We start from the raw sequence: 20,938 nt of genomic DNA, 5'->3' as shown, positions 1-20,938 counted from the left end.
TTAACGCAGTCGCAACCTGGGAATTTTGTACCTCAATTCCCCAGATTGGGACTTTGCTTAATCCGTGCTACAAAAGAACAGGAGTCAGTTTTCCTTAAGTGGATATCATTTAGTTATTCAGGTAAAGGCATGAAGCCTAAACCCAGGTTCATTTATTTTATCCTCGTTACCACTAATAACGATATTCTATGCCTCCTGCTCTTCCAATGCATAGGACTGTACTGTCGTTTGAGTTAAATCCAACAACTCTCTGATTGCAACAAAAAACATAGTATAGTTTAGAACTGTACTTGCTTTCAGATCTGCTAAAATGTAACGCCATCGTTGAAGTAATGCCCTGTGGGATTCACCCCAGGAAGTTAGACGAGCATCTAAATCAGGGTTATCGCTATCATAATTAATTAATCCAGCTGTAAGTTGACGTTGTTGCCAGTCTAGATCATCTCGTAATGCTTCCCTAGATAAGGACTCCCAATGATTTTCGCTAGGATGGATAATAATTTGTTTTCTTATCCAGGCAAGATCTAAGAACTCACCTACTCCATAATAAATTTCAGCAACCTTTGCGACACTCATATTTCTCTTATAAGCAATTTCAACCATGTCAGTTGCCGCAAATAAACCACGAGATATAGTTAGCTCGTGAGCTAAGGTGGGCGAAATACCTTCATCAATAAACTTTTGATAATGAGTTTGATAATGAATACGTCGCTCTTCGCTCAAAATAGAAGGAATTGATTTTTTCAGTGCAACTACTCCATCTGCATAGAGTTGTACTACTTCTGAAATATCTACCGCTTTACGTTGACTACGCAAGAACCAACGAGTAATGCGTCTTGCAAGTCTGGAATACAACATCATCATTTCAATTTGTTGCTTAGCACTTATCTTCGTCCCTAGTTCTTCGATCTGTTTCCAAACAGATTCCAAATTAAGAACGGAACGAGTAATGATATAAGCTTTGACAATTGCAGAGACAGGTGCTCCAGTTTCATCCTGTAATCTATAAACATAAGTAAAGCCCATTTCATTAACTATAATGTTACTTAATTTTGTGGCAATGATTTCTCGTCTTAATGGATGTGATTGCATTTGTTTACTAAAACGTTCTTGCAACGGTACTGGAAATGAACTAGTTAAAAAATGTTCCATATACGCTTCTTCCGGAACGCCTGATGCCAAAATTTGTTCTTTCAAAATCGTTTTACTATAGCACATCAAAACTGCAATACTTGGGCGCATCAATCCTTTACCCATTAATTTGCGCTCCATGATCGCCTTGTCGTCGGGTAGGTATTCTAGACTACGATCAATTTTTCCTGTTCGCTCTAACTCATTGATATAGCGACTTTGCAAATCTAAGACTTGCAGAGGTTGAGATGCAGTTAAACTGATTGCTCGCGTCTGTAAGAAATTATCTCTCAGAACTAACCTGCTCACTTCATCCGTCATCTCCATTAAAAGTTCATTTCGTTGTTTGGGTGTCAAATCGCCACTTGCCACAATGCTATTTAGTAAAATTTTAATGTTTACTTCTTTATCAGAACAATTTACTCCACCAGAGTTATCGATAAAATCGGTATATACCATTCCACCATTTAAAGAGTATTCGACTCGCGCCAATTGAGTTAAACCTAAATTACCCCCCTCACCTACAACCCTACAACGGAGTTGTTTTGCGTTAACTCGGGTTGCATCGTTAGTTCTATCGCCAACATGGGTATTAGACTCAGTGCTTGCTTTTACATAAGTACCAATTCCGGCACTCCAAAGCAAATCAACCTTCGCTTTTAAAATCGCTTTAATTAATTCATTAGGCTCAATTTCAGTCTGCTTAATGCCTAAAGCGGCTTGCATTTCCTTACTAACAGGAATTGATTTAGCATTACGATTGAAAACTCCTCCTCCCTTAGAAATTAGCTTTTTATCATAATCAGACCAATTTGAGCGTGGTAAATGGAACAAACGCTCACGCTCTTTAAAACTCTCTTCCGCATTAGGGTTAGGATCAACAAAAATATGGATGTGGTTAAAGGCTCCAATTAACTTGATATGTTTTGATAACAACATTCCATTACCAAACACATCCCCAGCCATATCACCAATACCAACAACAGTAAAATCATTGTTTTCAATGTCTATATCTAACTCATAGAAATGGCGTTTTACAGACTCCCAAGCGCCTTTAGCAGTAATTCCCATTTTTTTATGGTCATAACCTACTGAGCCGCCAGAAGCAAAAGCATCTCCTAGCCAAAAACCATACTCTTGAGAAATTGCATTCGCAAGATCAGAAAAGGTCGCTGTACCTTTGTCAGCAGCCACAACAAGATACGGATCATCCTCATCAAAACAAATAACATTTTTAGGTTTAACTACCTTGCCATCAATATAATTGTCAGTAATGTCTAATAAGCCTCGAATAAATAATTGGTAACAACTGATTCCCTCAGCCATTATTTCTTCTCGAGTGCCATTAACAGGCAACAATTTAGGTACAAATCCGCCTTTAGCACCGCTTGGTACAATTACTGAGTTTTTTACTTGTTGTGCTTTCATTAGGCCAAGTATTTCTGTACGAAAATCTTCTCTTCGATCCGACCAACGTAAGCCTCCTCGAGCTACTTTGCCGCAACGTAAATGCACTCCTTCAAAACGAGGCGAATAAACAAAAATTTCAAACATTGGATGAGGTTTTGGTACGCCCGGAATAATTTTGCTATTCAATTTTAAAGAAATATAAGAATTATGATGGTTATTTTTATTGATTTGATAAAAATTAGTACGCAATGTTGCACTAATAGCATGGATGTATTGTCTAATTATCTTATCTTCATCTAGATTTGATACTCCATCAAGATCAGCTAAAATTTCAATAGATAAATCAGTAAAACGATCTTCTCGATTAGGATCGTCCGCTGGATTGCAGCGAATCTCAAACAGCTTTACTAATTTTTTAGCAATAGCAACATTATTATTTAAAGCCATTTCCATATAGTCTTGGCTAAAGGTAATGCCAATTTGTTTAAAGTATTTAGCATAGGTACGTAAAACAGCTACCTCACGCCAATTTAGGCCTGCTGCTAAAACGAGCTGATTAAATCCATCATTTTCCGCTTCCCCAAACCAAACTTTAGCAAACGCATTTTGGAATAGTTCTTTAATTTCATCAAGATCGAACTCGGTAGACTTATTATATTGCATAGCAAAATCATTAATCCATGTAACTTTGCCATCATCGAACTTTAATGGATAAGGACGTTCGCTAATCGCACGTAAGCCAAGCTTTTCCAAAATAGGTAAAACATCCGAGAGTGGAATTGTTGAATCATGTTGATAAACCTTTAGCCTAAAACTATTTTCCGATTCATCTAAAGGTTTATAAAAATTAATTCCTAAAGGATTTTCAGATGTAAGCATTTCAATATGCTTAATATCATATACTGCTGTTCTAGCAGAAAACATATCACGATAAGCAATAGGAAAGGCATTTTTATACTGGGCATATAAGCAATTTGCTTGCTCCTCTCCATAGGACTCATATAAATGAGTTTGCAAATCATCTGCCCATGAGCGTCCTGCTTCGATCAGTTTCTTTTCAATTTCTTTTAAATCGTATTCAAGAGGCAATTGAGGATTAATTTTAATAATGAAATGAACGCGTGCTAGTACTGATTCTGTAAACTGTTGCGAATATGTAGTCTCAATCGAGTTAAAACTCTCATCAAGAATTTTCTTCATAGTCATTCTTAATTCTGTATTGATCCTTTCTTTAGGAACATACACCAGACATGAAACAAAACGATGATACACATCCATTCGAGCAAACAAACGAATGCGTTTTCTATCTTGCATGTAAAAAATACCCATCGCGATTTCGAGAATTTCATCTTCAGTTCCCTGAATTAAATCATCGCGAGGCAAAGTCTCAAGGATATTTAATAAAACTTTACCTGCATGACTTCTGGGATTCAGTCCAGAGTTTTCCATAATGAGCGCTACTTTACGACGCAAAAATGGAATTTGTTTGGGGTTAGTATGATAAGCAGCAGAAGTATATAAACCAATAATTCTTCGCTCCCCAATAACATCTCCTTCCGCGTTAAAACGCTTGATACCAATATAATCGGTATAAGCATCGCGATGGACGCTTGCTAGTGTATTGGTTTTTGATGTCACTAAAATGCGAGGAGATAAAGAAAATTCTCGCGCCTCAGGAGCCATTGCAGAAATGCTACGTGCCATTGATTTTGTAACGTTTTCACGTAAAAGCCCTAATCCTGTATCAGGTATTGCTTGCAATACTGTTTCTTTACCTTTTTGCACCAGTTCATAATCTCGCATTCCTAAAAAAGTAAAATGATGATCTTCAATCCAATGTAAAAATGCCTTCGTTTCCTCTACTTCATCCGGATCGAGCACGGAAGAAACTTTATCGATCTCAGCAATTGCCTCGCGAACTGCTGCGCGCATTTTCTCCCAGTCCTCAAAAACAACTCTATTATCTTCAAGTGCTCTTTCGCATCCTTTATGCAATTGCTCCAGCATTTCAGGATCAGTCTGTCGATCAATTTCAAGAAATATAGGAGCTTCATGAAGTATTCCAGTTTCAGTGCTCACTTGATTACGTGCTAAAATTTCACAAATTTTATTATCTTTATCTCTTTTAACGCGAATTCCGCCCATATGGATGGTTAAATGAGAGGATAATCCCATTCTATGGATTACCAAACGAATTGAATCAACCAGAAAAGGCATATCATCACAAATCACTTCAATTACAGTATGCGTTGTTTGCCAGCCGTGCCGTTCAAAATCTGGATTATAAATTCTTATTTTTGTTTCATGTGGCGCACGTTCATTAATCAAGGACCAAAAATTAACTACAGCACCATAAAGATCATCCAGCTTCCATGCGCTAAGATCTTCCATAGCCACAGTACCATATAACTGTTTGGCAAATTCGGCGCAGAATTCAGCTTGATCACCAATCATAGAGCTTTTAATTTTATCTACAATGGCTTCAATTAATACATCTTTACCTTCTTCAAATTTATAAGACATTGTTGTTTTACCCCGTCGATTTTGCCTCCGCCCTGCAGCGAGAATCATTGTTTAAATAAATAACCAGCCACTCATACCTCATTGTAATGACAAGAGATAAGAGTGGCTCAAATATTGTGTTTACCCACCATTTTAGTAATTCATCTTGTAGAAGATGAATTACCAATGCTCTGTTATTAAGCGTTACTTACTGCTATGGTTTTTATATTAACAAATTCTAATATACCTTCTTTTGATAATTCACGACCATAGCCAGATTCTTTTATTCCACCAAATGGTAACCTAGGGTCAGATGCGACAAAAGCATTGACAAAACATACCCCGACATTAATTTCATAGGTCGCAATATGTTCCCCTTTTTCTAAATCACGTGTAAACACAGCCGCACCTAAGCCATATTGGCTTTGATTGGCATAGGCTATGGCTTCTTTTTCATCATTGGCTGAAATAATAGCAATAACAGGTCCAAATAACTCTTCATCAAAAGCAGGCATGCCTCGTGTTACGTTTGTTAACAAAGTTGGTGGATAGAAAAATCCTTGACCGTCAGGAATTATACCACCAAGCAATAATTTAGCACCTTGTTTCAGTGATTTTTCTACTTGCAAATGTAAGCTGTCTCTTAAGTCCAAACGAGCCAATGGACCAAGTTTTGTATCTGGATGAAGTGGGTCTCCCATTTTAAATTCAGCTATTTGTTCCATTATTTTTTGAATTAACTCATTTTCAACTGATTTTAAAACAATGATACGCTTAGCAGCAATACAAACTTGACCCGAATTGTTTAATCTTGAATTGACAATACAATTTGCAGCCAAATCAAGATCTGCATCCTCAAGAACCAAATAAGGATCATTTCCACCAAGCTCCAAAACAGATTTCTTCAAAAACTTTCCTGCATGTCCTGCAACAGCACTTCCAGCTCGCCCACTGCCAGTCAAAGTTACAGCACTAACAGATGGATGTTCAATTACCTTAGCTGCTCCATCATTATCCACGATCAAATGTTGAAAAACATATGGCGGAAACCCTGCCTCTAAAAAAAGCTGTTCTATTTTATTTCCTGTACCTGTTGAAATGGGTGCATGTTTTAAAGCCGCAGCATTCCCTGCCATTAATGATGGAACTGCAAAACGAAATACCTGCCAAAATGGAAAGTTCCAGGGCATAATAGCGAAGACTATTCCTAACGGTAGATGACAAACTTTAGCCTTTTTCATTTCAGTTTGAACGATCCGAGGGGCTAGATACTCTTCGGCATGTTCAGCATAATGCTCACATAGCCAAGCACATTTATTAATTTCAGCTTTACCCGCAGTAATTGGTTTTCCCATTTCGCGAGTCATTAATTGTGCAAGCTCATCCGTTTTATTTTTTAAAAGTTGACCAAGATGTAACATCAATGATTTTCTTTTATCAAATGAGATTTCTTTCCAGGACAAATAGGCTTCATGGCCTTTATTTAGTTTTTCATTAATTTCCTGTATGCTCAGGCAATCATAACTTTGCAAAACTTGTTCTGTTGTAGGATTTATTGTTTGAATTTTCATTATGTCTCCATACGAAATAATAGTATATTTAGCTCAAAGTTACTAACTCTCCTTGCGTACTACTTTTGATTATTGATACTATTTTTATGTTTTACGCTTTATTATAAAAAAGTTGTAGTCAATATATTAAATAGACTTACTTATTATCTTCGAAATTTATTTTTAGAAGAATACTTTTTAAATAATGGATTTCTATTAACCCTAGGATAATTGATGAATTTAAGCAAATTGAAATTCCATCCATTACAATACATCGCCGCTTGGTCAGTGCATGTCTTTACAGCAAGTGCCGCATGTATTGGTGTTTTTTCGTTGGTAAAAATGTATCAGCATGAATACATTTTTGCTTTATGGCTCATGTTAATCACCGTAGTTATAGATGCAGTTGATGGAAGTTTTGCACGCCTTGTTGAGATTAAAAAATCTTGCCACAGATTGACGGTGCTCTGCTTGATAATATTGTTGACTATTTAAATTATGTTATTACTCCGTGCTTTTTCTTATTAGTTAAACCTGACATGCTTCCCTCTCAATATTCTGTTTTTCTGATTGCAGCAGTAACAATCACTTCTGCTTATCAATTTTGTCAATCAGATGCAAAAACACCAGATCACTTTTTTAAAGGATTTCCATGTTATTGGAATGTAGCAATTTTATATATGTTTATATTTAATACTTCTGCAACAACTAATGCCTTAATATTGTTCATTCTTTCTATACTAATTTTTGTGCCCGTAAAATATGTTTACCCCTCAAGACTTGATTATTTAACAGAATCTAGGATATTAAAAATACTCATGCATATTTGCTCTATTATTTATGCGATAAGCTCTATTTGTTTGCTCATAAGCTATCCTAATCCCAATATTGTTTGCCTTACCCTTTCTATGGCATATGTGGCAATGTATTTGTTTTAAGCTTTTATAGAACTTATTATCCATTGATTAAAGCAAAAATTACTGCACACAGAGAATAAGCTTCTTTAATAAATGATAGACTTTGCTTTTTTTATGATTAAAATAACTCTAAAATTTACTTATTGAGGTCGTTATGTTGTTGCATCAAATAAATAAATCCCTAATTTTCTCTATGATACTTGTTGGCTCCGTAGAGGCTGCTGGACCATTCCCCAGAGGGTGTGAAGTCACTGGTTTTGGATATAATCAAAATTATTTAATTTTAAATGAGACAGGAAATCAATCTTATTATTTAATACAAAATCATTCTGATAGCAGAATCGAACTAGAGCGTTTAAATACTGAAGAAGCTTTTATGAGTCCTCCTTTACATGCCACATTAGATCCAATGAGCTGGGGAGCCTTTGCTTCTGACGTGAAAAATTTAAATTTCAAATGCTATAAACGCAATGATGAAAACTCCGTTCCTATAGCTTGTCAAGATGTATTGGATGTGTGTCAATATCCAAGGGTAAAATTCGCTCTCAGTAACATGGGAAATTATTGGATTTCATTTAATAAACCACAAGGGACGATTATCCAAGAGTCTGTAGCAAAAGGGATTTATTTAAAATGGTGATCTGTGCTTAAAACATTGTTCACCCTATTGGGATGGCTTGGCACACTTGTTATATTATTTGGAACCACTCAAAAACCATCCCATGTTTATTATATTGCAGGCGCGGTAGAATTACTTGCCACAGCAGTTTACTATAGATTATTTTTTTATATTGCTCTTGAACTTATTCTTATAGCAGGCCACTTAGCAATTATCCTGAGAATCGGCCCATATACGCAACTTTTTCTGCCTATACTACTCTGTACTCAGTTGTTAACCTTCTATTTTGTATTTGGTAAGATAAAAATCTTTTTAGTACTTGGAATTTTAGGAATCGCTTTTCTCTCAATTGGGCTGGCTTATAATAATCAATGGATATTTCTTTCTGGTAGTACCTTTATCGCCACTTATTCTTACTATGCTGGGCACAAAGGACAGCATCCCGCTTATATATGGGCTGGTTTAAATACTGCACTTGCCTTAATTGCTCTTTATAGAATTTTTATGTTTTAACAAAATATTTCGATTGTATGAAGAGATATCGCAGTTTGCGCACTAAGGTCATTCATAGTTAGTAGCGATTAATTGGCATAAATCAGGATTTTCTATAATATTTTTTTAAGAGAGCAAGTTAAACAATTTTCATTATTCGGTTATGGGTATAAATTTTCTTAAAAGAGAGGAAGGTTGTTTCCACAAAAGCAAAGCAGGGTATGTATTTATAAACATCTATACCTGACTTTGCTTTATGTGAAAATAAGCTCATTACTTGGCTGGAACAATTTCAATGCTTAAATTAGCAATAACATCGCTATGAACATGTATTTCAACTACAAAATTACCAATTGAGTGCAAAGGACCTTCCGGCATCACAATTTCGCGTTTACTGACTTCAATATTTTTTTCAGTCAAAGCATCTTTGATTTCATTAACACCAACAGAACCATATAACTTCCCTTCGTCACTAGCCATTGCACAAATAACTACATGTGTATCATTAAACTTAGAAGCGCGTTGCTCTGCAGTAGATAAAGCCTGTTGTGCTTTCTTTTCAAGTTCTGATCGACGTTGCTCAAATGCTTCGATATTTTTAGGTGTAGCAAAAACAGCTTTATTTTGTGGTATTAAAAAATTACGACCATAACCTGCTTTTACATTAACTTTATCACCTAGGTTACCTAAATTTCTCACTTTTTCTAATAAGATAACTTCCATCTCAATAACCCCTTAAATTGATTCACCTACCCTTGAAGGGAGGTACATTCTAAAATTAATTAAACTATCTAATGAACCAAGGACAATATAGATACACAATACAAAAGTTGGCTTCAATAATATTAATAATACTAATAAAATGAATATACTCATCTGGCTTTTACGAGAAAAAATAAAATAAACCAAGGTAAAACCAGTAAGCACAAAATAGCAAAGCACTAAAGGGAGTACGTTAATAGCTACGGGAACCCCATAATAAGAGGCTAAAGAAACTCCCAAAAATACTAAAAACGATAATTTACTACTCCGAAATGTCATAAACTCATTCTTGAAACCTCCAGGCACAAACAATTTAGCCTGGATTACACGAGCAACCATCAACGACATAACGGATGAAATAATTACACTTAACATCTGAATGCCGAAAAACAATTGTGCTAAGATTGATGAATTCATGCCATCAAGAGAACTTTCAACGAGATCCTGATATTGCACAATCAGCATCTTAAAGTGCTCAAATTGCCCCAAAATGAAATTAGGCACTAATAGTTGAAGAAGCAAACATCCCAAAAATGCTTGTATGAAAAACACTCCAAATGCCATTTGCCATTTTCCAGTTTTCCGCAAGCTTAGTGCTGCAAAATAACAGGGCATATAAGTAATAAGCGTATTAATTAAAGCGCCGGATAATGGTACCAACATCATCAGTGGGACAGAATGAATTACCAAAGCGGGTAATAACACATCAAAACCAGATTTAGGACCTTTTCTTAAAGTTACTAAACAAACTAAAGCAACTGAAAGCCAAGATACAAATGGCAAGACTGAACAAACCACAGCACAAACAATTGCATACTGCTTATTTTCAAGCATCAACTTGCATTGTTTTGATATAAAATTACCTGCTCGATTCATTTGATTTATTTATGGCTATCACAATATGGCAACAGACCAAGAAATCTGGCTTGCATAATTGCTCTTGCTAACTGTCTTTGAAAACGAGTTTGTGTACCAGTAATACGACTTGGCACTATTTTCCCTGTTTCAGAAATATAATTTTTTAACAAATTGATATCTTTATAATCAATTTCATTGCCACCTTCTGCGCTGAAGCGACACATTTTTTTTCTACGAAAATAAGCTGACATAAATAAGTCTCCTCTTAAGCTGCTCTGGTTTCTTTCTCTTTCTTCATCAAAACAGACTCAGTAGTAATCGCTTGTTTTTGACGCGTAATTAAGTTTCTGATGATTGCATCATTGTATTTGAATGCATTTTTAATCTCGTCCAGAGCTTCAAGACTACACTCAATATTCATAAGAATATAATGTGCTTTATGTACATCACAAATTGGATAAGCTAATTGACGACGACCTAAGTCTTCTTTTCGGTGGATTACTCCATTGTGCTTACTTATGATCCCCTCGTAACGCTCAACCATTGCAGGTACTTGCTCACTTTGATCAGGGTGCACAAGAAACATAATCTCATAATGTCTCATGATTTCTCCTTATGGATAGAAGCCTTCTGTGTTCAGTGACAACAGTAAGGCAAGGTTTTAAAAAAGCTGCCAATTATAACTATTTTAATTAACTCTTACAATCGCAAGCTGCATAAATAATGGAAATTATAAAATTTAATTGGTTAATATTAGGATATAAATTTTTTTTATTCATTTATCTCAATTTGTAGTGGTAAATATCTATAAATTAGGTTACCGTGCACAACATAAATGTATGGACTTACAATCGACTTAATCATAAATTATAGAGGTTTTTAATGGATATAATTTCTCTTCAATTTGAAGAACCTTTAATGATTCATATTGGCAAAGCATCTGTCAAAATTTTAGCATTTAAAACCCAAGAGCCTGGAAATATCAAATTTGGAGTTGATGCCCCTAGATCAGTAAATGTACACAGAGAAGAAATCTTTCATGCAATAAAACAGAAACAACTTTTAGAAACAGTCGAATAATTACTCAATGAAACAAATATCATCACAGCCAATTAACTTTCTTGCAGGGCTAATACTGGTATTATCTTCTATTGTTTTTTTAATAAATAACTATTTTTTTAAATTTAGAGGAAATAATTACTTTCCGGAAGGCATTCCCTTTTTAGCAACGGTTTTGTTTCTTTTTAATTTTGGATTAATGCTTTATTTTAAAAAAGGAAGCAAGTTCAGGCAAGTTGGCAAAGAACTTCTTTATTTGTTTGGTGTAATGAGTTTGATTGCAATAGCAACCAATGCAGTACAGTTAACGCCCTTTCCCCCCATTGACCCATCGATTGTTGATTTTGAGAATTATATACATTTTCCTATGGAATCAGTCGTAGCTTGGACTAATAATCACCCCCAATTTAAATACTTACTGGGTGTAACTTATGACAGCTTAACTTATCAAATGAGCGTTTTGCCCCTATTTGTCATTTTTACATGTCACTTTCATCTCGTTCGAGAATATTATTTCTATTTATTATGTACCACCTTGATTGGATTTTCATTTTATTACTTTTTTCCAACCACTGCCCCGGCAAGTGTTTTAAACAGCGCTCTTTTTTCCATATCACAAATAGCCACAGGCCTCAAATTTGAACAAATTCACCATTATATTAATCCTACTACAAACGATGGCGGTCTTATTGCTCTTCCCTCTTTTCACGCTATTTGGGCGGTATTATGCGTGAACTTAGTTCGAGATTGGAGAATTTTATGGGTAGTTTTATCTGTGATTAATTTATTTCTGATTGCATCTTGTGTACTTTTAGGATGGCATTATATAACCGATATTATAGGTAGCTTTATTGTTTTGTGGATAAGTTACTATTTTTTTAATATGTGTAAAAAAAGAACAATATTATAAAAAAATCCACATTTTTGAGAGACTCTTGAGAGTACCGTCTAGGTTTACAGCATTTCATATCTTATATTTTTCGAACTAATCCTGATGGAAAGGCAAGCTCATTTTGGATGATTTTATTATTCCAGTTCGTTTGACCCGCTAATTGTTCTTCTAATACAGTCTTTAAGCGCATATTACGTTGCTCGCTAAGCAACGGATAGACTTGTAATACCAGTTGACCATCTTGTTTACCTATTTTTACAGGCTGATTAATGATTCTTACTTGCGTGCCGACTGGAACTGATCGAAATAAAAGTTCAATATCATCAGGATACATTCGTATACATCCCGCACTTACACGAGAACCTATTCCATCTCGTCTATTGGTACCATGAATAAGAAACGTAGGCCATCCTAATCGCAAAGCATATTGACCTAATGGGTTATATGGACCTGAAGGCAATTCTTCAGGAAGAAAATCACCATTTTTTTCGGCTTCTGCACGCAGATTTTTTGTTGGCCTCCACTTTGGATTCGCTACTTTAGCAACAATTTTAGTCATTCCTAATGGAGTTTTCCATCCTTTGCGTCCTATACCGATAGGGAACGTGAGGACCACATTTTCATTTTCAGGAAAATAATAAAGTCTGTATTCTGCTAAATTGATTACAATCCCTTTTCTAGGAACATGGGGCAAAATATACTGCGAGGGTACAATCACCCGTGAATTAGCAGCTATTGTACGACTTGGGTCAATATGAGGATTAGCTCTAACTAACTCATGATAACCTACATCAAATCGCTTCCCTATTTCATCAATGGATTCAAGGCCTTCAGACAAAACATATTGTGGTTCACCGACTACATCTCCTGTAGCCGGTAAAACTAATGTAGTTGCATGAGCAATAACGAATAGCCCAACAATTTGTAAAAAAAATAAAATAAACAACCTATTTTTGCTTAAGCACATTTTTAATCATACTCGAACCAGTATCTGGGTGAAACAAAGTAAACTCTATTTTTATCATGCTCTACTTCAGTTTGATCCTTGTTTCACTGTAGTTACTTGCGCAATAAGAGACTTTTATAGACTTTCATCTACTTTAAAACGTTCACCATACTTTGACTCTAAAGTCTTAAACAGTTTTTCTAAATTGTTTGTGCCAAAATCTTTAGCATAATTCATTGGCCCTCCACGAAATGGAGCAAAACCGGTAGCGAAAATCATGCCTGCATCAAGTAAGTCAGCGTCAGCAACAACTCCTTCACGTAAACAAGCTGCTGATTCATTTACCATCCTTAAAATTAATCGATCCGCAATATGGGCATCTATGGCAACCGTTGGGCGTTTTTTAATTGCTTTACCATTTTTATAGTGGTAAAAACCTTGGCCAGTCTTACGGCCCAGTTTGCCTTCTTTGACCATATCACGTAATTTCTGGGGAACTGTACCACCGAAATGTCCCGTTAAATTTTCAGCTACAGCCAAACCTACATCTAAACCAACCGTATCTGCCAGTTCCACTGGGCCCATAAACATACCAAAAGCTAAAGCAGCCTCATCAATCGTTTCAGGGCTATAGCCTTCATCCAATAATTGAACACACTCCATCAAATAAGGCATTAATACCCGATTCACCAAGAAGCCCGGACTTGATTTAACAGGTAACGGAAGCTTGCCAATTTGACTGACAAATGCACAGGAATTAAGTTCAACTTTTTTAGATGTTTGTGCACTACTTACAATTTCAACCAGATCCATTTTTGCCACTGGATTGAAAAAATGGATTCCCACAAGACGTTTAGGATCACTCATGACGCTGCTCATTTCGTCTAATGGAATGCTCGATGTATTCGTAGCAATAATGGCATCTTTTTTAGCGATTTTTTCGACTTTATTTATAATTTCTTGTTTGACTGCAAGATTTTCGAAAACAGCTTCAATGATTACATCCGCACGAGCAATACCATAACCTTCAGGATCAGGAATTAAATTGTCCATTGCAGCTTGAACTAACCTAGGTTTGCGCAATTTTTTCTTATACAAAGCATGGGCCCGGCCTATTGCTGGAGCAATTTGAGCATATGTTTGATCTTGTAAAGTGACTTTAAGTCCGCGCAGGGCACACCAGGCAGCGATATCGCCTCCCATCACACCTGCTCCAATAACATGTACCTGCTTTGCTTTAAAATCGCTTCCTTTAGCAAACCCCTTCAATCGTTCACGTAAAGTAAACGCCCGGATTAGATTTTTGAAGTAATCCCTGTGGATACCAAATGCTCTACAGAATCTATTTCTTTTAAATAAGCCCTATCCCCTATACCTCCTTCATGTTCCCATAAATCAATAATGGCATAAGGCGCTGGATAATGCTCTTTACGAACTCGTTTAGCAACGCTACGCCGCATTAAAGCAGCGAGAGGTTTTCTCATCCACGCATTATTGGTAATTCCCTGTATTGCTGAGGGTTTATGCTTCGCAGGTTTGTTTTTGATGAAATAAATTGCTGCACGTTTTAACTGGCGAACAGGCACTACATCATCAACCATGCCTAAACTTTTTGCTCTTGAAGAAGAGACCGCACTTCCTGTTAAAATAATTTGTGATAAAGCGTTAAAACCTCCTATCAGTTGCGGCAAACGCACCGTACCACCCCAACCAGGATGTATCCCTAGCATTACCTCTGGCAAACCAATACGAGTGTCTTTCTCATCACTAGCGACACGGTAGGTGCAAGCTAAAGCTAACTCACAACCGCCTCCCATGCAAAAACCATCGATCATGGCAACGCTAGGAATTGTTAATGCTTGTAGCCTAGCAAATACGGCTTGTCCTTTTCGTAAAAAATCAACTGCTTGAGCCGTTGTTTCAAATTTAGAAAAAGCATTAACATCCGCACCAGCAATGAATCCTTTTTCCTTAGCTGAATATACAATCAAACCTATAGCATTTTTATTTTGTGACACTTCATAGAGCAAACTATTCAGTTCGTCTAATACTTCTTCATTAATGCTATTTACAGTTGTATCTATTCTGTTTAAACCCAGCCATAGGATATTGTCGCTGTCTTGTTGCAACTCCCAATGTTTATAATTATTCATGTCCTTTCACCTCAGTCACTCTTTCAAGATACATTGCCCCACCCTGTCCTCCACCAATACAAATAGAGGCCATACCTCGCGACTCATTTCTTTGCTCTAATGATTTTAAAACATGCAATACAATCCTAGCGCCACTTGCACCAATTGGATGTCCAGCCGCAATTGCACCACCTTCACGATTTAACTTGTCTAATGTAGGCCCACCCCACGCTTTGTCTAAACCTAATTGAGTACGACAATAATCATCATTGTTCCAAGCTGCAATGCACCCAAGAACTTGTGCAGCAAATGCTTCGTTTATTTCCCAACAATCCATATCATTCGGTTTTAATTTTTGTCTTTGTAAGATTGGCGTTGCTGCATGAACGGGACCAAGCCCCATTTGAGAAGGATCAAGCGCAGACCACTGCGAATCTACAATTCGTCCCATAACAGGCAAACCATATTTTTTCACTGCCTCAGCACTAGCAAGTAATAATAAACATGCCCCATCAGTTATTTGAGAACTATTACCAGCAGTTACCATACCGTATTTTTTATCAAAAAACGGTTTTAGTTTCGCTAATTTTTCTACTGTCGAATCAGCCCTTAATCCATCGTCTTGTACATACACTCGTCCTTTATAGTCAATAATAGGCGATACCTCTGTCATTTTGTTTTCGTTATATGCTTGAGCCAATCTGATATGGCTTTGACAAGCAAACTCATCCATCTGTTCGCGATTGATATTAAATCGATAAGCAACCTTTTCAGCTGTTTGTCCCATGTTCATACCAACAATAGGATCTGTAAGTCCGCGAAGTAATGCAATAACAGGAGCAAGAAATGAAGGTCTAAATTGAGTGACAAGACCTAATTTTTGGCCAATACTTTTGGAAGAATACCAACTCGCCAACCAAGAGGCCATTTTTTGATTAAATAATAAAGGGGCATGACTCATCGCATCAGTTCCACCAGCAAGAACCAAGTTACTGCGTCCACTGGCAATTTGCATTGCAGCATTATCTAATGCTTGCATGCCAGAAGCACAGTTTCTCATTACAGTAAACGCAGGAACTTTATCACCGCAGCCTAAACGCAAGGCAACTACGCGAGCAATATTAGCCTCGTCTGGTCCAGGCATGGCACTGCCAATAATTACCTCATCCAGTTCTGCCGGGGAAAATGGCTGTCGATTTAATAATGTTGTACCTGCCGCTACAGCCAAATCCGACCCCGAAAAAGGACCTATTCCTTTGGCTTTAAGAAATGGCGTTCGACTTCCATCAACTACATAAACATCTCGACCATTTAAATTTGACTGCTGTTTCATTGATCCTCCTTATTTATCTATGCGTTCATGTCACGGCAATCACATTTATCATCTTCTCAAAAGCAGGCATGACACGAGAAATATTTTCTTAATTCAATATTAACCCGATTTATGAATGTTAAAGAGTAGCAGTAAACATGAAAATTTGGAAATTTTATAAAATATTCGATAAAAATAAATGAGACTAACTTTTTGAATAAACAAGAACTCTACACATTGACTTTGAGTCAAATTGACTGGCATTAACCCATTAGGCATCTAATTAACGAGAGCATATGATAATTTGCAAGTCAAACTGATTTTATTTCACCCCATAAATACACCACGACCTTTATGCTAGAATAAATGTCGTAGATATACATCGCTTATAGTAAAAGGAATTTTTATGATTTTATAACAAACTTTAATTAGATTTGACAAATATGGGTTCGATACTTATTTTCTAAAAACTGTATTGTATCAATGAGCTTATCCTTTGGACTAATAATTTCAATTTCATATAGTTTTTCAAAAATATTATCAATATCCTGTAACTCTTTTTGCTTAATATTCTTGACTATTTCAGTAATATCTCGACTATGATCATATGGAGATGGTGATCTTAAGCAACAAAAAAAACGTAGATTAGAATGGGGTTTTGACATTGTGAGATATTCTTCAAGCTGCAAACATATTTCATGGACTACTCGAGGCAATAATTCCTCTTCACTTTTTCTTAATTCAAAAATAAGTTCATCAAACTTTTCATCTTTATTCTCCAATATTTCAAGAAAAAATAATAATTGCGAAACAAGTTGATGTGGATCATTTGCCTCTGCTATTAATAGACGAAATACAAGAATTAATTGGTCAACATTCACTGATACCTTATGATCAAGATTCCAAAATACTTCATTTTCAATTCCGAGTAATATTTTTAATAAAATTTTATTCGGTGTAGCAGCAAATGTCCTCTGAAAAGACCTGGATGATAATGAGCAGTCAGTATTCTGTAATAGATGTCCCGTATAGATACTGCTTGTTAATCCATTTACCTCATTTTGTATATCCATAGCTGTAAATATGATTTCATCTTTACACAAAGGAATAAAATCGCTAACTCGAACAACATAGTCATCAGCATACTTCACATGAAGAATAAGTAATCCCATACAGACTCTGGAAAATTCAGATAAAGAAACATCTCGATATTTGTTGTTTTCTGCAAACAAATATAAATCTTTAATAAAACCTAAGATTGCCATTAATTCAAACTCATAATCCCATTTTGTTTCTATTAAATCGACTAAGTGAGTAATAAATCGTTCAGCCATGTTCTTATTCGACTTGCAAATTTTTTTAGCTTGAGATTGTAAGATGCTCGTATACCACATAAACGATTATAAAAGATAATTTTACTTATGGTATTAACATAGTTTTCTCTCCATGGAAATATAATGCTCTTTTTATAACCATATTGATCTTTTTGTTTTTATGTACCTAAATAAGATTTCAATTAATTTACAACGTATATTGACGATATTAAAATACCTGATATACTCCGCAACCATTGATTGGAGAGATGGCCGAGTGGTCGAAGGCGCTCCCCTGCTAAGGGAGTATGGGAGAAATCCCATCGAGGGTTCGAATCCCTCTCTCTCCGCCAATCAACGCGCCCGTAGCTCAGTTGGATAGAGTATCTGGCTACGAACCAGGGGGTCGGAGGTTCGAATCCTTCCGGGCGCGCCATTTTATCAAGTACTTACTTGTGTATTACGAAAAATGAAAAATGAAAAATGAAAAATGAAAAATGGGTATGTAGCAAATTTGTAACACCTTTTTCAAATTCTTCTGTAAAACTAGTTACAAAACGTTACATGAAGCCCACTAATTCTGTTTGCAGCATCTCGCAAATGCTCCCCAGAAAGATGGGCATAACGTAACACCATTTCGAAACTAGACCATCCCCCTAATTGTTGCAACTCTTGGAGTGATGTTCCATTTTGAACATGCCAACTGGCCCACGTATGGCGCAAATCATGCCAACGAAAATTATCTATTCCTGCACGATCTAACGCCTTTCGCCATGCTTTAGTATTACATTGCCGAATTTGTTTGTCCTGGTAAGTAAACACATAATCCGTATGTAAACCTCGACGTCTTTTAAGAATAGCTAATGCATGTGCATTCAAAGGAACCGGTATGGCTTTATTAGCCTTCGCTTGATCAGGATGAATCCAAGCATGTCTCTTAATGAGATCTACATCGCTCCACCTTAATCCAGTAACATTCGAAGCACGCAATCCTGTAGATAAGCTAAAGTCAGCCATATCTTTTAAATGTGAAGGCAATTCATTGAGTAAACGATTTGCTTCCCCTATGGTTAACCATCGGATGCGTTGCTTTTCAACATGTCGCATACGCACTACGGGAATCTTATCAAGCCACTCCCATTCCATCTGAGCTTTACGTAATATAGCCCGCACTACTTCAAGCATACGATTAATCGTGGTTGGCGTTACTCCTGTATCCTCCTTCTTGATAGCCACTTCCTCCAGTATATCGCGAGTAATTTCATGCAGCTGAAATCCTCTAAGATAAGAATCTAGCCAACGTAAATGCATGATATCGTCCTTCAAACTCCGTTTGTGCTCATTTTCTTTTAACCATCTAACAACGGCATCCTGCCAAGAATAAATACATTTACTCTCTAATTTTACCTGAGACCACAATTCTGCTTTGAATTTATCGTGATATTCTTGCGCGGCTATTTTACTGGTAGTCCCAGTACTTCGCTGTATTCTTTGTCCATTTTGGGAGATACTAATCCACCAAATATTTTTTCTTTTGTAAAGCGCCATTGACTTTTACTCCTATCCACAGCAGCGCCTTGCGATGTAACAACATGAGCATACTTAGACCTCATGTAGATCACAAGATCATTTTCAATAAAACGCCAGCTTCGACCAATTTTTACCCCAGGCAATTGACCTTTAGCGGCTAACCTTCTAACTGTTTCCTTATGAGCACCGAGAAACTCAGCTGCTTCTGTTATATTGAAGGTTTTCATTTCCATTCACTAAGTTGAGTATTGGTTTTTTTGGATTTATCAAAATTTAGTTCAAGAATAATTTGATAAAGTTTAACGAGGTGTAACTCAAACTCTTCTAAATTAGCCGGAATTTGTCCATGAGAATAAATTAATTTAATTTGCTTTATAGAAGCATTTGACCTATCCCCTAAATTAGTACCACTTCTTTGATGAGATTCATTATCCTATGCCACCTTTCTTGCGTATTCAACAGGAGGCATATAATTTAGAGAGCTATGAGGTCGAACATTATTGTAGTGTTTACGCCATTGTTCAATCTCAAATCGTGCTTCCTCCATTGTTCGAAACCAGTGCTGATTAAGGCATTCATTTCTGAATTTCCCGTTTAAGCTCTCAACAAACGCATTTTGAGTTGGTTTTCCTGGTTGAATAAACCCTAAAGTGACATTCGTTTCTTTGCTCCAGAAAAACATCGCTTTACTAGTAAATTCTGTACCATTATCACAAATCACTTTAATAGGCTTATTTCTTTGCTCAATAAGTTGGTCTAAAAAGCGAGCCACTTGTTTGCCACTGATTGAGGTAGATATTAGCTGGCCAACCATTTCACGAGAATAATCATCCACTACATTCAATATTCGAAATCGTCTCCCATTGCTAAGTTGATCCGATACAAAATCCATCGACCAACGCTGGTTTGGTGCAGAAGGAACTTCCATTGGTTGGCGAGGACGAGTCAGTTTTTTCCTTTTCTTTGTTCGAACTTGAAGTCCCTCCTCAGTGTATAATCGATAAGTATGCTTCTTATTCTGAACCAAGCCTTCAGCTTTAAGTAGTCCATGAAGAATTAAATAACCATAGGCCGGATATTGTGCGGCTAAAACCTTGAGTCGTGTTCTGGCCTTCTCATCCGTACGTGGTTTACATTGATAACGAAATGCTGTGCGGCTTAATCCTGCCAGCTTGCAAGCTACTCGCTCACTCAACTTAAAGAAACATATTAGGTGCTCGATGATCGACTTTCTTGCTGCTGGCTTCACCACTTTTTTGATAATACATCCTTCATTGCCTCTAGCTCCAGGAGCTTATCTGCCAACAGTTTTTTAAGATTAACATTCTCTGATTCAAGCTCACGAAGACGCTTGGCCTCATTCACTTCAAGGCCAGCATACTTACTTCGCCAATTGTAAAATGTGCCTGACGAAATTCCATAGTCTCGACATATCTCTTCGACCTTTATACCTGCTTCATGCGATTTGATTGCTTTTATAATTTGTTCTTCTGTGTAACGCTTTTTCACTTTG

General features: G+C 36.5%; 16 protein-coding genes, 2 tRNA genes and 2 pseudogenes. 7 read left to right on the top strand and 13 right to left on the bottom strand.

Translation table 11 applies throughout. The features are described 5' to 3' along the window. Positions 1 to 186: 186 nt before the first annotated feature. Complete coding sequence (locus EL220_RS07940) at positions 187 to 5,064, bottom strand: NAD-glutamate dehydrogenase (protein WP_027269894.1); 4,878 nt, start codon at positions 5,062 to 5,064, stop codon at positions 187 to 189. A gap of 176 nt (positions 5,065 to 5,240) precedes the next feature. Continuing rightward, complete coding sequence (locus EL220_RS07935; RefSeq protein WP_027269893.1) at positions 5,241 to 6,614, bottom strand: NAD-dependent succinate-semialdehyde dehydrogenase; 1,374 nt, start codon at positions 6,612 to 6,614, stop codon at positions 5,241 to 5,243. Between the two features lie 213 nt (positions 6,615 to 6,827). Here EL220_RS07935 and pcsA point away from each other — a divergent pair. The 3 genes and pseudogenes from pcsA to EL220_RS07920 all read left to right on the top strand — a co-directional run bounded on the left by pcsA (position 6,828) and on the right by EL220_RS07920 (position 8,642). Further along, positions 6,828 to 7,590 (top strand): annotated as a pseudogene (pcsA, locus tag EL220_RS07930) (phosphatidylcholine synthase). Positions 7,591 to 7,664: 74 nt separating this feature from the next. Then, on the top strand, positions 7,665 to 8,150 hold the full coding sequence (locus EL220_RS07925) for a hypothetical protein (RefSeq protein ID WP_035905647.1): 486 nt from the start codon (positions 7,665 to 7,667) through the stop codon (positions 8,148 to 8,150). A gap of 3 nt (positions 8,151 to 8,153) precedes the next feature. Then, positions 8,154 to 8,642, top strand: coding sequence for a hypothetical protein (locus tag EL220_RS07920; RefSeq protein ID WP_027269890.1), 489 nt, complete (start codon positions 8,154 to 8,156; stop codon positions 8,640 to 8,642). A gap of 252 nt (positions 8,643 to 8,894) precedes the next feature. On the opposite strand, the gene rplI is transcribed toward EL220_RS07920, so the two are convergent. The 4 genes from rplI to rpsF are packed head-to-tail and all read right to left on the bottom strand — an operon-like array spanning position 8,895 to position 10,845. Further along, a complete protein-coding gene (gene rplI, locus EL220_RS07915; protein ID WP_027269889.1) occupies positions 8,895 to 9,344 on the bottom strand; it encodes a 50S ribosomal protein L9 in 450 nt (149 codons plus the stop codon). A 12-nt stretch (positions 9,345 to 9,356) separates the two neighbouring features. After that, a complete protein-coding gene (locus EL220_RS07910; RefSeq protein WP_027269888.1) occupies positions 9,357 to 10,259 on the bottom strand; it encodes a hypothetical protein in 903 nt (300 codons plus the stop codon). Between the two features lie 5 nt (positions 10,260 to 10,264). After that, on the bottom strand, positions 10,265 to 10,492 hold the full coding sequence (gene rpsR / locus EL220_RS07905) for a 30S ribosomal protein S18 (RefSeq protein ID WP_010653600.1): 228 nt from the start codon (positions 10,490 to 10,492) through the stop codon (positions 10,265 to 10,267). 14 nt (positions 10,493 to 10,506) lie between these two features. Next, on the bottom strand, positions 10,507 to 10,845 hold the full coding sequence (gene rpsF, locus EL220_RS07900) for a 30S ribosomal protein S6 (protein ID WP_027269887.1): 339 nt from the start codon (positions 10,843 to 10,845) through the stop codon (positions 10,507 to 10,509). A gap of 278 nt (positions 10,846 to 11,123) precedes the next feature. Between rpsF and EL220_RS07895 the strand changes: the two genes are divergently transcribed. Together EL220_RS07895 and EL220_RS07890 are read left to right on the top strand one after the other, a co-directional pair. Beyond that, complete coding sequence (locus EL220_RS07895) at positions 11,124 to 11,321, top strand: carbon storage regulator (RefSeq protein WP_027269886.1); 198 nt, start codon at positions 11,124 to 11,126, stop codon at positions 11,319 to 11,321. A 7-nt stretch (positions 11,322 to 11,328) separates the two neighbouring features. Continuing rightward, the gene (locus tag EL220_RS07890) at positions 11,329 to 12,210 is read left to right on the top strand and encodes a phosphatase PAP2 family protein (protein WP_051544696.1); all 882 of its coding nucleotides are present in this window, start codon (positions 11,329 to 11,331) and stop codon (positions 12,208 to 12,210) included. A 61-nt stretch (positions 12,211 to 12,271) separates the two neighbouring features. Here the strand turns inward: EL220_RS07890 and EL220_RS07885 are convergent, their stop codons facing one another. The 4 genes and pseudogenes from EL220_RS07885 to EL220_RS07870 form a co-directional block, all read right to left on the bottom strand. Then, entirely contained in the window at positions 12,272 to 13,159 is an 888-nt protein-coding gene (locus tag EL220_RS07885) for a L,D-transpeptidase family protein (protein WP_027269885.1), read from the bottom strand. 114 nt (positions 13,160 to 13,273) lie between these two features. Next, positions 13,274 to 15,291, bottom strand: a pseudogene (locus EL220_RS07880) (3-hydroxyacyl-CoA dehydrogenase NAD-binding domain-containing protein). After that, positions 15,284 to 16,603, bottom strand: coding sequence for an acetyl-CoA C-acetyltransferase (locus EL220_RS07875; protein WP_027269883.1), 1,320 nt, complete (start codon positions 16,601 to 16,603; stop codon positions 15,284 to 15,286). Before EL220_RS07875 ends, EL220_RS07880 begins: the two are co-directional and overlap by 8 nt. A gap of 407 nt (positions 16,604 to 17,010) precedes the next feature. After that, entirely contained in the window at positions 17,011 to 17,916 is a 906-nt protein-coding gene (locus EL220_RS07870; protein ID WP_232002700.1) for a hypothetical protein, read from the bottom strand. Between the two features lie 242 nt (positions 17,917 to 18,158). Between EL220_RS07870 and EL220_RS07865 the strand changes: the two genes are divergently transcribed. Together EL220_RS07865 and EL220_RS07860 are read left to right on the top strand one after the other, a co-directional pair. Then, positions 18,159 to 18,248, top strand: a tRNA-Ser gene (locus EL220_RS07865). Positions 18,249 to 18,254: 6 nt separating this feature from the next. Beyond that, positions 18,255 to 18,331 (top strand) — tRNA-Arg (locus EL220_RS07860). 110 nt (positions 18,332 to 18,441) lie between these two features. Here EL220_RS07860 and EL220_RS07855 read toward each other — a convergent pair. From EL220_RS07855 to EL220_RS07845, 3 genes are all read right to left on the bottom strand, one after another. Then, entirely contained in the window at positions 18,442 to 19,443 is a 1,002-nt protein-coding gene (locus EL220_RS07855; RefSeq protein WP_027269881.1) for a tyrosine-type recombinase/integrase, read from the bottom strand. Further along, entirely contained in the window at positions 19,350 to 19,652 is a 303-nt protein-coding gene (locus tag EL220_RS07850; protein WP_051544704.1) for a helix-turn-helix domain-containing protein, read from the bottom strand. Before EL220_RS07850 ends, EL220_RS07855 begins: the two co-directional genes overlap by 94 nt. Before the next feature lie 206 nt (positions 19,653 to 19,858). Continuing rightward, positions 19,859 to 20,934 (bottom strand): IS3 family transposase gene (locus EL220_RS07845; protein WP_128130830.1). Its coding sequence is split into 2 segments (ribosomal slippage): positions 19,859 to 20,685 and positions 20,685 to 20,934, totalling 1,077 coding nucleotides; the frame shifts between segments, so codons are not numbered across the junction. Positions 20,935 to 20,938 lie beyond the last annotated feature (4 nt).

This window comes from Legionella sainthelensi (assembly GCF_900637685.1).
Taxonomy (GTDB): Bacteria; Pseudomonadota; Gammaproteobacteria; order Legionellales; family Legionellaceae; genus Legionella; species Legionella sainthelensi.
The sequence above is the reverse complement of the archived record's forward strand: the minus strand, read 5'-3'. Positions and strand labels throughout refer to the sequence as shown.

Coding starts and splice junctions, on each gene's coding strand:
- EL220_RS07940 (WP_027269894.1), bottom strand. CDS start 5,064: ATGTCTTATAAATTTGAAGAAGGTAAAGATGTATTAATTGAAGCCATT.
- EL220_RS07935 (WP_027269893.1), bottom strand. CDS start 6,614: ATGAAAATTCAAACAATAAATCCTACAACAGAACAAGTTTTGCAAAGT.
- EL220_RS07925 (WP_035905647.1), top strand. CDS start 7,665: ATGTTGTTGCATCAAATAAATAAATCCCTAATTTTCTCTATGATACTT.
- rplI (WP_027269889.1), bottom strand. CDS start 9,344: ATGGAAGTTATCTTATTAGAAAAAGTGAGAAATTTAGGTAACCTAGGT.
- EL220_RS07910 (WP_027269888.1), bottom strand. CDS start 10,259: ATGAATCGAGCAGGTAATTTTATATCAAAACAATGCAAGTTGATGCTT.
- rpsR (WP_010653600.1), bottom strand. CDS start 10,492: ATGTCAGCTTATTTTCGTAGAAAAAAAATGTGTCGCTTCAGCGCAGAA.
- rpsF (WP_027269887.1), bottom strand. CDS start 10,845: ATGAGACATTATGAGATTATGTTTCTTGTGCACCCTGATCAAAGTGAG.
- EL220_RS07895 (WP_027269886.1), top strand. CDS start 11,124: ATGGATATAATTTCTCTTCAATTTGAAGAACCTTTAATGATTCATATT.
- EL220_RS07890 (WP_051544696.1), top strand. CDS start 11,329: ATGAAACAAATATCATCACAGCCAATTAACTTTCTTGCAGGGCTAATA.
- EL220_RS07885 (WP_027269885.1), bottom strand. CDS start 13,159: ATGTGCTTAAGCAAAAATAGGTTGTTTATTTTATTTTTTTTACAAATT.
- EL220_RS07875 (WP_027269883.1), bottom strand. CDS start 16,603: ATGAAACAGCAGTCAAATTTAAATGGTCGAGATGTTTATGTAGTTGAT.
- EL220_RS07870 (WP_232002700.1), bottom strand. CDS start 17,916: ATGGCTGAACGATTTATTACTCACTTAGTCGATTTAATAGAAACAAAA.
- EL220_RS07855 (WP_027269881.1), bottom strand. CDS start 19,443: ATGGCGCTTTACAAAAGAAAAAATATTTGGTGGATTAGTATCTCCCAA.
- EL220_RS07850 (WP_051544704.1), bottom strand. CDS start 19,652: ATGAAAACCTTCAATATAACAGAAGCAGCTGAGTTTCTCGGTGCTCAT.